Genomic DNA, 11,684 nt, shown 5'->3' with positions numbered 1-11,684 from the left:
CAGATCGAGAGCAGTGTCGATCTTCCGCACTAGATGATCTTCGGGAACCGCGTCGCTGAGATGAAACTCGTAGAACAGTTGACCTTGGTCACTCTTCAGACGGCCCATCATGGATCGACCTCGTCGCGATTCGCGTCAACACAACGGAATCACGCTTGCCGGCTCGCCTCAACCGACTTTTGCAACAAAATCGGCCCCTTGCCCACATTATGCTCTCGCTCGGCGATGTCGGTTCGTGAGGGGCAACCCGACATCGTTCAGGGCAGCGGCCGAGTCTCAAATGGCCCTGGCGGGCTTCGCCTCAAGGCCGCCTCGGATGTCCGCGCCGCTCGCATCTCGCGCCGTCTGCGTTGGAACCGAAACATTTGCTAGCCTGAATGATTTACTCCCCGGGCTTCGCAAGATGCGAGGCATTCATGGACCCTCTCTCGGCGAGCGACATGTTCCTTATGGTCGCGATCATGAGCGTCACTTTCCTGACCGAGGTCGGGATTTTCATCTTGATTGGAATGTTCTGAAAGGAGCACGCGATCTGGGCAGCGCAGCAGCCGGCGCGAGGTCTAGGACTCCGCAAACTTGATGGTGTTGAGACCGGCCATCTTCCATCATGACCCGCGATCGAAATGCGGAGCCCGTGCAGTTCATCCAGTCAAACGAGCTCGACCGTGCCTCCTTTCCATCGGTAAGGACGACGGCTTTGCCGATCAACTCGGATCGCCCCTCTCCGTACTCTTTCAGGATGCTTGATGCACGGGCATCACTGGTGGCATTTGCTCGTCCTGTTCGGCCGAGCCGTCCGTGCTGTCGCGAGACGGCTCAACGCCGAGGTTTGTCCCAGCGCTCAGCATTGGGAATGATTGATGGTGACTGCTCTTCCCATTCCCGAAGCCGGTCGATTTGCGTTCTAAAACTCCCCGGCAATTCCGGCTCTTCTTTCAGGAACGCGCGCAGCCTCCCTCCAATCTCTTGAACAATTGCTCGGCTGTGCTTGGGATCTATGTCAATGCGGTTGCGCATAGGAAGCCTCGTTCGGGCAAGAAAGCGCCAGCATCGGCGCACCCCTCACGCAGCTCTCCCGCTTGCGAGCGCGGCTGGCAGTACTGGCATGGAACCGGAGACCGCCGCTTTTGGCTATCTGTGCGAGCGCTTGTTTTTGAGAACAGCGGGCCCAGCAGTAGGAACCTTTGGCTATCCGCGACATGCGCCGTGTAGTTTAACGGCGAGCGACGGCCTCATGATTCTAAAGTATTGACCGGAGCTTTCGTTCCGCGACATCTGATCGTGACAGCGTCAGACGGAAAGGGAACAATTGGAACGCCAAGCCAGAGCATCGAGGAACTTGCTGCTAAGGCCGTGTCGATCGTCCTAGGGGAAATACCGCCGAGCAAACTTCTGGAAATTTTCCATGAGAAACTGATTTGCTCGCCGACTGATTGGAGCGTCCGGCACCATCACGTCAAAACCATGAAAAGCGCCGTCGAATATCTCGAACTCAACGGGAACGTTGGCACGGCGAAGGTTCTCAACGTAAATTTTCGTTTCATCCCGAAAGGGCTCGAGACTGCCGACAAATGTGATCGTCGGCGGCAATTTCGTATAATCTGTGCAGCGTGACGCAGCCGCGTAAGCCGTAATGGTCTCCACGCCATCGAGATAACGGGACCACGCCAGCCTGTTGGCTTCTTCATCCCATACGGGTGCGTCGTTTTCGAGGACGGAGGCGCAGTTCTGCCGGTCATCAATCATGGGATAGAGCGGCATTTGAAAGGCTATTCTTGCATCGTCGTCATCGGTAGCCCTAAGCGAGACGGCCGCCGCAAGCCCTCCGCCCGCGCTATGGCCTGACACGATGAATCCATCGGTTCTTCCGCCGAGAGAGGCCGCATTGTCTCTTATCCATAGCAGAGTGTCGTAGCAGTCGTTGAATGCGGCCGGGTACGGCGATTCAACGGCCTTTCTATAGTCCGGCGCGACGATGATGCACGGTTCTGTCTCGATGAAGTCCCTGATGATTGAGCCGAATTGCTCGGGCACTCCGTAAACGTAGCCGCCACCATGCAGGTAGAGCATCACCGGCAGTGATCCAACTGCCGCGGTCGGCTGATAGATTCTCACACGAATGGGCGGCCCGCCATTTCGGCTCGGAATATGTTGCTCCCGGCAGACAAGCCCTCTGATGTTCTTTCCCCGCAAGATGTCCGCACTGAAACGGAACACGAGCAGCGAGAACCATCCTGTGTGAAAGAAACTTGCGATCATCCGCCCAACGGCATAGCTGCCGCGCAAGTCTTCATCCACCATGTCCCTGGTGACCTTCATTCGCTCCTTCCTGCCTTAACTCGCGGAACTTCTTCCATCCGATGGGTGTCAGGAAGCTAGTCTAGCAGGGTACCGGCTATTGCAACGTGGCGACCATCTTTGCCGGGACAGGCGGCCGAAGGCCCAGCCCCCGGGAGAACCTCGGGCGCTTCGATGCTGGCAGTCTTTCCGGAAGCTGTCCGAAATAGGCAATAGCTTGCGTCATCGCACCTCTGATGGCCGGCTCGACCTTCGCGCAGATAAACCAGCAGATCAGGACAAGCATGCCCAGCTGGACCCACACGGCCGAGGTGGCATCCAGGCCGGCATCGACCAGGGCACGAATAATCGCCGTGCCAACGACGTTGTGGGTGAGATAGAGCGGATAGGTGATCAGCCCGAGCGTCCTCCAGTACGCCGGTGCTTCAGCCGAAGCGGTGGCTGCGGAGCGCCTGTTCCTGTTCGCGCACCAGGCAATGAGGCCCACCGCCGCCGCCCAGACCATGATCGGCACAAGGGCTGATTGATCCGAGATGGCGGGTATGGACGTCAAAAAGAAGGAGGCAAAAAAGTAGATTTCTGCGGCCCCCGAAAGAACGGTGACGGCGACGGCGACTCGCTCGAGCGCCGTCAAGTCTCGGTTTGCAGAAATGAAGAGCCAGATGCCCAGCGCAAAGAAGCAGCCATGGGTCAACAGGAATGCTGCGCACGGCACCCGGAACATCAGAATAACGAGATAGGGCAAGTCGGATGGCGTCGTGCATGACAGCACCAGCAACGCCACAGCGTTGAAGACAGCGCTGTAGATGGTGAGGCCAAAAGCCAGGTGCCGCAGGGTGATTTTCTTCGTCAGCATCGCGCAAAACACGAGCCCGTAAAACGCCATCTCGGCGGCCAGTGTCCAATAGACACCGTCGAGCCATTGATGCGTGACTCCCTTGGGAACGAGCGTCATGGCGTGGATGTAGGGCAGGATGAATTCGGAGGCTGGTCCGCTGCCATAGACAACCAGGACGAGGAGGGTCGCAGTGGCGCAAACCCAGACCGCCGGATAAAGCCTGAGAGCGCGGCCAAGAAGAAACTCTGTCGGTGAAGACTTGCTCGCGGAATTCGCGATGACGAAACCGGAAATGACAAAGAATATCTCAACACCGACCCAGCCGAACCATGTGAAGGGCGCGGCGGACGGGTATAGAACATCGGCGGCGACGTAGCGCTCGAAACCTGGAACGCCAATCGAAACCCAGGCCCAGGACCAGAACATCTGATGAAAAATGGCGACGCCGAGGGCAGTCCCGAAGCGCAGCGGATCCAGCAGGGGAAAATGGTTCTTCACGGGCGTGCTTCCAATCCAAGAAACGATCCCGTTGCAGATATTGGATCCCTTCACCGGGCTCTGCGAGGTAGGTCACACTTGCTCCGCCCTCGGTTCAAATGCGCAGATCGTCGCTTGGATTAACCCGACGTTTCGTCGTGCTTCAGGTGCCGCTTGCGGATGTTGCGGGTCACGATCCAGACCACGCCCACCGCGACCGGCACGAACAGCGCGGTCGCCAGCGAAGGTTCCACATGCAGGCCGCCATCATGCGCGCCCTTGGCGAGATAGCCGAACAGGCTGACGACGTAGTAGCCGATCGCCGCCACCGACAATCCTTCGACCGTGCTCTGGAGCCGCAATTGCAACTTGGTGCGCTCGTCCATCGAGCGCAGCAGGTCGCGGTTCTGCTCCTCGAGCTCGACGTCGACGCGCGTGCGCAACAGATCGGCCGCGCGCGCGAGCTTGATCGACAGATTGGCCTGCCGGTCCTCCATCGTGGCGCAGGTGCGCATAGCCGGCGCCATGCGGCGGGCGAGAAAGGATGACCAGGTCGGATAGCCCGCGATCTCGCCGCCCTCGATCACGCCGAGGCGGGCCTGCACGATCTCGTAATAGGCCCGACTGGCGCCGAAACGGAACAGGCTGCCGGCAGCGCCTCTTTCCAGTGAGGCCGCCAATGCGGTCAGCTCCGTCAGCAGATGATTGTTGAGCTTGAGGTCCTCGGCGCCCTGCATCTCCTCGAGCACCTCGACGAGCCGCCGGCCGATATGATCGACGGAGGGCGCAAGCTCGAGTGCGGCGGGCAGGCCGAGCAGCGCCAGCGTGCGATAGGTCTCGATCTCCAGCACGCGCTGCACCAGCGCGCCGAGCCGCCCTGGCGACAGCCCGTCATTGCAGACGAGGATGCGAACAAAACCCTGCTCGTCCGCGCGAAAGTCGGATGCGACGACGGCTGGTCCGCTGCGGACCGCGGCGACGGCGAGGCTGCCTCTCTCGAACAGCTCCTGGGCACGCTCCAGCGCCGCCGAGTTCTGCTCGACCTCGAGCTTGACCGCGACCAGCAATTGGCCGGACTGGCGCAGAGAGCGGATCAAAGCGGCGGGCTCACCACCGATCTCGCCGAACTTCCGAGCGGACGTATCCGCGTCACTCAGGATCCAGGTGAAGGTGGTGAATTCCGAATGCTGCTCCCAGCGGAGCTGGGTCGCGCCGATCGTGACCTGATGATGTTTGATCCCGGCATCCGGCGGCGCCTGTCCGTGCGCGGCGCAGAACGCCACGAACCTCTCGCGGTCGGCGGCGGCAATGTCGCCCTGGCTGAGAAAGGCAAAGCGCAGCACGGTGAGCGGCGCCGTCAGCCGGGTGAACGGGCGGGCATGCACCTCGCCCAGCACCGCACCACGCCGCGGATGCAGCTCAAAGCCGGCGAGATCGAGGTCACGGTTCATCTGATGTCCCTTGGTAGCGCTTTCAGGCCGCAGCATGCCGCGAACCCCGCCGTTCACTACCACAACACACCCACGCGCGCGCAATCACCCGTTGGCAGGATACGCAGCCCTAGGCCACCTCGACCGCATCGTCGCACTCCAGCGCGTCGGGCTCGGCGCGGGCAAAGGCGCGCGACCAGCGCTCTCCCCTGAACGCAGCACGATAGGCAAGGAAGGACACGAGCCAGGCGACCGCGAACAGTGCGATCACCGCGAAGCCGAAACTGGCGAGCGATTCATTGAGGTGATCGACGAGCGTCCAGAGACCGCCTGACAGCCCGAGCTGCTCGCCGATCAGGCCGAGCGCCTCGACCCCGCCGATGAACAGCGCGACCGCGACGGAGGCACCGGTGATGGTGAGGTTGTACCAGAGCTTTCGCATGGGATCGACGAAGGCCCAGCGATAGGCGCTGACCATCAGCGCCGAATCCGCGGTGTCGACCAGCGCCATGCCGGCGGCGAACAGCGCGGGAAACACCAGCACATGCGACAGCGACAGGCCGCGCGCGGCCTCGGTCGCGGAGATGCCGAGCAGGCCGATCTCGGTCGCGGTGTCGAAGCCGAGCCCGAACAGGAAGCCGAGCGGATACATGTGCTTTGGCTTTGTCACGACGCGGAACATGGGCGCGAGCAGCCGCGACAGGAAACCGCGGCCGGCCAGCAGTGCATCGATCCGCTCCGCATCATGGACGCCGCTGTCGCGCACCGCGCGCATGGTGCGCCACAGGCTGACGAAGATTGCGAGGTTGAGCACGGCGATCAGCAGCAGGAAGATCGCGGAAACCGACGTGCCGATCAGCCCGCCGATGGTTTTGAGCAGGCTGTCGCCGCCAAAGCTTACCACACCCACGGCAAGCAGCAGCGTTGCGACCACGACCACGGTGGAGTGGCCGAGCGCGAAAAAGAGGCCTGCGCTCTGCGGCGCATCGCCGGCGTGCATCAATTTGCGCACGACGTTGTCGATCGCCGCGATGTGGTCGGCGTCGACGGCGTGGCGCAGGCCGAACACCCAGGCAAGCAGCGCGGTCGCCATCACCGACGGGCGGTCGGCGAACACGGCGAAGGCCCACGCCCAGGCGGCGACATTGGCGGTCACGAGCCCGCCGAACAGCAGGACCGTGCCTGAAACAACCGCCCGCACAGCCCCATTGATCACGCGACTAACCCCATCCACCGGCAGACTCTCCGGTATGACGTTTATCAAAAACTATCATACTGGGGATAGCAAGAGCCGGGCCAACTCGCGGCGAGCGGGGGACGAGGCCGCATCGCCCAATCAAGCCACTGATTTCAGGGGATTTTGCACCGGCGCCGCGCGGCGACACGACCTGCGTGCTGTGGAAAGCAGAAATCCAGAAGCGGCAAGTTGCGATCGCTCGTCACGGTCCTCAAGGCAAACGCAAGATGAGCCAAGACCGTCCCGAAGCGGATCGCATCGGCGTCCCGGCGGGCTTGGGGCAAGCAAGCAGCCGCGGGATCAGGAGGCGCCCAGGATGGCGTTACGGCTTTGCGCTTTCAGCAAAATGCTTGCGGAAAAATGCAACAACATCCGCGTGAAGCCTCCTGTGGAAGTCAGCGCGATCAAAACCTGGCGCATCGGTGCAGATGGCAGGAGTCGCCTGGGTTTCCTTCGACGTGCAGGTCGCGAGGAAGGAAAAGTGCGTGGCATTTTCCACGAAATGATAGTCCGGTCTTACGGGGAGCCGTTGACTGATAGCTGCCGCACAGCAGCCGGACAGACCGTCAGCATTTTGCGCCGGGTCGGAACTCCACAATTGTACCGGGACCGTTATTCCTTTGAGATTTTCCTCAGGAAAGACGAACGCCGGAAATGGGTCGACGATAACAGCGGCCTTGACGCGCGGGTCATGAACGATCGGTCGGTCGGGAAGTTCACCGCTTTCGAGCTGCTTGCAAGCCTGCAAGGTCGACGTCTGGCAATTGGCCAGGCCTTTCCGCAGAGCGGGATCGCCACCGATGACGACGAGGCCGGTGTAGCCGCCGAATGAGAAACCATAGAGGCCGATGCGCGCGGCATCTATGCGTGAAGCGTCCGGCCACGCATGAAGCATGTAGTCGACCAGCCGCTTCATATCCGTCGGTCTCTCGACGAGAACGGCAAGACTGTCGGTGCGGCTCGTGTCGCGCCCGGTATCGCCGGGATGATTGAGCGTTGCAACGACGAATCCTGCATCTGCCAAAGCCTCTGCCGTATCGTGGTGACCGCCGAACCATCCTCTCCTGCCATGCGACACTACAATGAGTGGAAGCTTGTCTCCGGTGACCGGACATCCGGGTGCGGCCAGGAACATGGCTCCGCGGCCATCCATTTCTTGCGGCGGCTCTGAGCAGGGAGTCCAGACCAATAGTCTGATCGCCGGTCCCTCCGGGCTGGCGGGAATGTCAAAGTTCTTCACTCCGGCAGCTTGCGCGACAGTGACGCCAAAGAAAAACAAGATAGTGAAGACGAGCGTAGGCGGACGCATGAATATTCCTTTTGGACCGGCGGGGGCGCCGCGTAGCCGCCTATCTCATAGGGGATATAGTGAGGCGTGCGCTAGACGATGCCGCTATTCCTGAGCGCCGCAATCGCGTCGCGGTCATAGCCGAGTTCGGAGAGGACGCGATCAGTGTGTTCGCCGAGCGTCGGCGGACGCGCGGCGATTTCACCCGGCGTTTCCGAGAGGCGGACGGCGGCGCGCACCACCGGGGCGGGCTTTGGCAGGCCCGGATAGTCGACCTCCTGCATGAAGCCGGTGGCGCGAATATGCGGATGATCCAGCGCCTGTTGCGGGCTCAGCACGGGGCCGGCTGGAATCATCGCCTTGCCGAGGGTGTCGACGGCCTCCTGCGTGGTGCGCTCGGCGCACCAGCGCGCCATCCGCTCGCTGATGATGGGGCCGTTGTTGCCGCGGCTGATGTCGTCGGCAAAGCGCGGATCGCTCAGCCACTGCTCCTCCTCGCCCATCAGTTTTGCCCAGCGTTTGAACAGGGGATGGCCGGTGACCTGGCACAGCACCCAGCCGTCTTTGGTGCGATAGATGTCGGCTGGCGCTGCGGTCTGGCCGAGATTACCTGATGGAACGCGGTTAACGTTGATGACGGCCTGCTCGATCAGCGTCGCGTTGGTGAAAGACAGCGCGGTTGCGAGCAGCGCGCCTTCGACGATCTGGCCGCGCCCGGATTTGCCGCGCTCGATCAGCGCGGCGAGTGTCCCGAACGCGCAGTGCAGCGCGGTTCCGAAATCGACCCAGTTCACCGCGGCCCGGTACGGCGGATTCCCCTCGCCCGTCATGTACACCGATCCCGACATGACCTGCCCGACGCCGTCAAAACCGACGCGGTCGGACCAGGGCCCCGGTCCGCCGAAGGCGGTGGCGGTAGTCAAAATGATGTCCGGCTTGATCGCCTTCAAGGAGTCGTAGTCGAGCTTCATCGCGCGCAGCGTCTGCGGCGGCAGGTTGGCGACGACGACATCAGCGGTCGCAATCAGGCGGCGCATCACCTCCTGCCCTTCCGGCTTCATCGGATCGAGCGTGATGCACTTCTTGTTGCGGTTGACCTGGAGGAATAGCGCGCCTTCGCCGTTTTCGCCGACCGGCGCCACGAAGCGATCCTCGCTGCCGTCGCGCTTCTCGACGCGAATGACCTCGGCGCCGAATTCGGCCAGCAAGGTCGCGCAATAGGGCCCTGCGATATAGCGCCCGAAATCCAGGACGCGCACGCCCTCCAGAACTCCCCCCATCGATCCCTTCCCTGATGTTTTTTTGCCAGATTACAGGGAATGGTTGCCGCGGCAAGGCGGCCGACAGCATGCCTCAGCCCACAGAAGTGATCGGGTCGGAGGGTTCGACGAGCCCGCGTTCTGCTCTATTATGTCACGTCCGTCCCGCACCCAGAGCTGCATCCATGCCCCAACAATTCGATCGTTCCGCCGAGGATCTCGGCAATGCGATTCATTTCGAGCACGTCAACATCCAGGTTCCGGATCAGCGCCTGGCGACCTTATTCTACGTCACGGGACTGGGGCTCACCCGCGATCCCTATCTGATGGTGTCCGACACCAACATGTGGATCAACGCAGGACGCAGCCAGTTTCACCTGCCGAGCGGCAGGCCGCAGGTGCTGCGCGGTCATACCGGGCTGGTGATCGCAGGCCGCGAGGCGCTGCTGGGGCGGCTGGCGTCGGTCGCCAAGAAGCTCGAGGGCACGGCGTTCGCGTTCGCCGAGCACAATGATTGTGTCGAGGCGATCTGTCCGTGGGGCAACCGGCTGCGCTGCCATGAACCCGACCCGGCGCGCTTCGGGCGCATCGCGCTCGGCATCCCCTATGTCGAGTTCGAGGTGCCGATCGGAACGGCGCCTGCGATCTCTGCCTTCTATCCCCAAATCATGGGCATGCCCGCGACCTTGCGGAACGGTGACGGCAAGGTTGCCGCCGTGAAGACGGGCCGCGACCAATATCTGTTGTTCCGCGAGACCGACCGGCCACAGCCGGAGTATGACGGCCACCATGTGCAGATGTACATCACCGACTTCTCCGGCCCTTACCGCCGGCTCCTGGCGCGCAATTTGATCTCCCGCGAGGACAATCAATATCAGTACCGGTTCTGCGACATCGTCGATCTCGACAGCGGCAAGCCTCTCTTCACGGTCGAGCACGAGGTGCGCAGCGCGACGCACCCGATGTTCATGCGGCCGATGGTCAATCGCAATCCGGCGCTGAACAACCGCAACTACGCCTTCGGCCACGACGAAGCGCCGTGGGCGATGGGACTGGATCAATACGAGGGATAAGGAGAGCCTTGCGCTGGCGGCCGTCGCCGCTATCTGGAAAGGAGGGACGCGCGCCGCGTCTTGCCCCTAGGAGTTCCAAGAATTTGAGCGTCGCATTCACCAAGGAAGAAAGTGCCGAAACGGCATCCGAGACTCTGCTGCCGGATCGCCCGATCTCGGCTCACCAAAACCTCGTCACGGCGGCGGGCCTGAAAGCCCTGGAGGCTCAGCTCAAGCAGGCGCAGGAGGCCTACGATCTCGCGCAGAAGATCGAGGACGTGAATGAACGGCGCCGGGAGAGCGCGCTGCCGCTGCGCGATATCAGATATTTTGCGGCGCGCCTGCGAACGGCCCAGGTGGTTCCGGATCCGACCGCGAGCGATGCCGTCAGTTTCGGAAGCACGGTCACCTTCAAACGCAACGATGGACGGGTTCAGACCTATCGCATCGTCGGCGAGGACGAAGCCGACCCGAAGCAGGGCATGATCTCCTTCGTGTCGCCAATCGCCCGGCTCCTGATGGGTAAGGCGATCGGAGACGTGATCGTGAGCGCGGGTCAGGACATCGAGATCGTCGCGATCGCGTAGCGAAGTCTCCATTTTCCAGCCCGCGAAGCGGCGCTGGATTCAGCGCCCGCTTCCGTTGGAGGCGGCAATGGGGTTTTCCTGGGATGGTGCAAGGGCAGGCTGCGGCGCCGACAATGCCTCGCAATACATCCGATCGATCTTGCGCTGCATGAACGCATAACAATCGCATGCGACGCGCTCGAGCCGCGCCCGGTCGATCTCTACAAACCCGCGCCGGTCGGACGGGACGGCGCCGGCTGCGCGCAGCTTGCTCATCGTCAGGGTCACTGTCGTCCGCCGCACCCCAAGCAACTGCGCAAGCGCCTCCTGCGTCACCGGAAGGAGATCGTCGGGAACGCGGTCGTGGAGCTGCAGGAGCCACCGCGCCATGCGGCCATCCACCAGGTGCAGCGCATTGCAGGCGGCAACGTGCTGGAGCTGCAACATCAGCGCGCCGACGTGGACCTGCACGACGTTCCTGATGGCCGCGCTTCGCGCATAGGCCGCCCGAAACTTGGCGGCGGAGATCTGCGATGCCGTGCCGGCCACGCGAGCAACCGCGGTCACGGATGAAAGCGACGGGCCGAGCACGGAGAACGAGCCCAACGCGCCTTCCCGTCCCATCAAGGTGGTTGCGACCGTTTGCCCGTCCGGCATGTCGAGCATAAAGGCGACCGCGCCGCTGTGGGGAAAGTAAACCGGGTCGAGCTCATCGCCTGACCGCACCAAGACTGCATCGGGTTCGAACGAGACCTTCTGGAGGTGGGGCGTGAGCAAGGCGAGATCCGCCGGCGGCAACGCCGCCAGCAGCCGGTTGCCGATGCCAGCGCGCTGGACGGTCGCGACGCTTTCTGGTGAACGAGCGGTCAATGAACGACGGTATCCATTTGTCTGATCCACTACGATAATCCGAAATGCGAATTGTCGAACCAGGACCATCCAAACAGAGCCCTCAGGGGAGATCAAGCACGGACAATTGCGGTGCCTAACCGGCAGATTTTCGCGAGCAAACAGGAGCTGGAATAAGTCATACAATTAACGACGTCTTGCACCCGGCGGCGCCGATGTGAGCACGGCCCCTCGTCGAAAATGGACGGGGCGATCTCGACGACGTCACCGCCGTTGAGACCGCCCCGCAGGTCTTCAGATGATCAGTTCGCTCAGCCGAACTGGTTCATCGTGTTGTGGGCGCCGCCCGCCTTCAGGGCGGCCTCGCCGGCGAAGTATTCCTTGTGGTCG

10 protein-coding genes are annotated in these 11,684 nt (G+C 62.2%); 2 read left to right on the top strand and 8 right to left on the bottom strand.

Annotated features, from left to right (window positions below; all coding sequences use genetic code 11):
- Window positions 1-816 precede the first annotated feature (816 nt).
- From JQ632_RS38195 to JQ632_RS38165, 7 genes are all read right to left on the bottom strand, one after another.
- A complete protein-coding gene (locus tag JQ632_RS38195; RefSeq protein WP_212407873.1) occupies window positions 817-1,017 on the bottom strand; it encodes a hypothetical protein in 201 nt (66 codons plus the stop codon).
- Between the two features lie 348 nt (window positions 1,018-1,365).
- Window positions 1,366-2,319 (bottom strand): alpha/beta hydrolase, encoded by a 954-nt coding sequence (locus tag JQ632_RS38190; RefSeq protein ID WP_212407872.1) that lies wholly within the window; start codon window positions 2,317-2,319, stop codon window positions 1,366-1,368.
- 76 nt (window positions 2,320-2,395) lie between these two features.
- Complete coding sequence (locus tag JQ632_RS38185) at window positions 2,396-3,634, bottom strand: acyltransferase (protein ID WP_312015709.1); 1,239 nt, start codon at window positions 3,632-3,634, stop codon at window positions 2,396-2,398.
- A 119-nt stretch (window positions 3,635-3,753) separates the two neighbouring features.
- Complete coding sequence (locus JQ632_RS38180) at window positions 3,754-5,064, bottom strand: DUF3422 domain-containing protein (protein WP_212407871.1); 1,311 nt, start codon at window positions 5,062-5,064, stop codon at window positions 3,754-3,756.
- Window positions 5,065-5,173: 109 nt separating this feature from the next.
- Window positions 5,174-6,259, bottom strand: a complete 1,086-nt coding sequence (locus tag JQ632_RS38175; protein WP_212407870.1) for a HoxN/HupN/NixA family nickel/cobalt transporter — start codon at window positions 6,257-6,259, stop codon at window positions 5,174-5,176.
- 343 nt (window positions 6,260-6,602) lie between these two features.
- Entirely contained in the window at window positions 6,603-7,589 is a 987-nt protein-coding gene (locus JQ632_RS38170; protein WP_212407869.1) for a dienelactone hydrolase, read from the bottom strand.
- Window positions 7,590-7,660: 71 nt separating this feature from the next.
- Window positions 7,661-8,848, bottom strand: a complete 1,188-nt coding sequence (locus tag JQ632_RS38165) for a CaiB/BaiF CoA-transferase family protein (protein WP_212407868.1) — start codon at window positions 8,846-8,848, stop codon at window positions 7,661-7,663.
- A 164-nt stretch (window positions 8,849-9,012) separates the two neighbouring features.
- Between JQ632_RS38165 and JQ632_RS38160 the strand changes: the two genes are divergently transcribed.
- Entirely contained in the window at window positions 9,013-9,900 is an 888-nt protein-coding gene (locus JQ632_RS38160; protein WP_212407867.1) for a hypothetical protein, read from the top strand.
- 83 nt (window positions 9,901-9,983) lie between these two features.
- Window positions 9,984-10,466, top strand: coding sequence for a transcription elongation factor GreA (gene greA / locus JQ632_RS38155; RefSeq protein WP_212407866.1), 483 nt, complete (start codon window positions 9,984-9,986; stop codon window positions 10,464-10,466).
- Between the two features lie 39 nt (window positions 10,467-10,505).
- Here the strand turns inward: greA and JQ632_RS38150 are convergent, their stop codons facing one another.
- Complete coding sequence (locus JQ632_RS38150; RefSeq protein ID WP_212407874.1) at window positions 10,506-11,315, bottom strand: Crp/Fnr family transcriptional regulator; 810 nt, start codon at window positions 11,313-11,315, stop codon at window positions 10,506-10,508.
- Window positions 11,316-11,684 lie beyond the last annotated feature (369 nt).

The organism is Bradyrhizobium liaoningense (assembly GCF_018130955.1).
GTDB lineage: Bacteria > Pseudomonadota > Alphaproteobacteria > Rhizobiales > Xanthobacteraceae > Bradyrhizobium > Bradyrhizobium liaoningense_C.
Note: the sequence above shows the minus strand (reverse complement) of the source record. Positions and strands in the feature narration are given on the sequence as shown.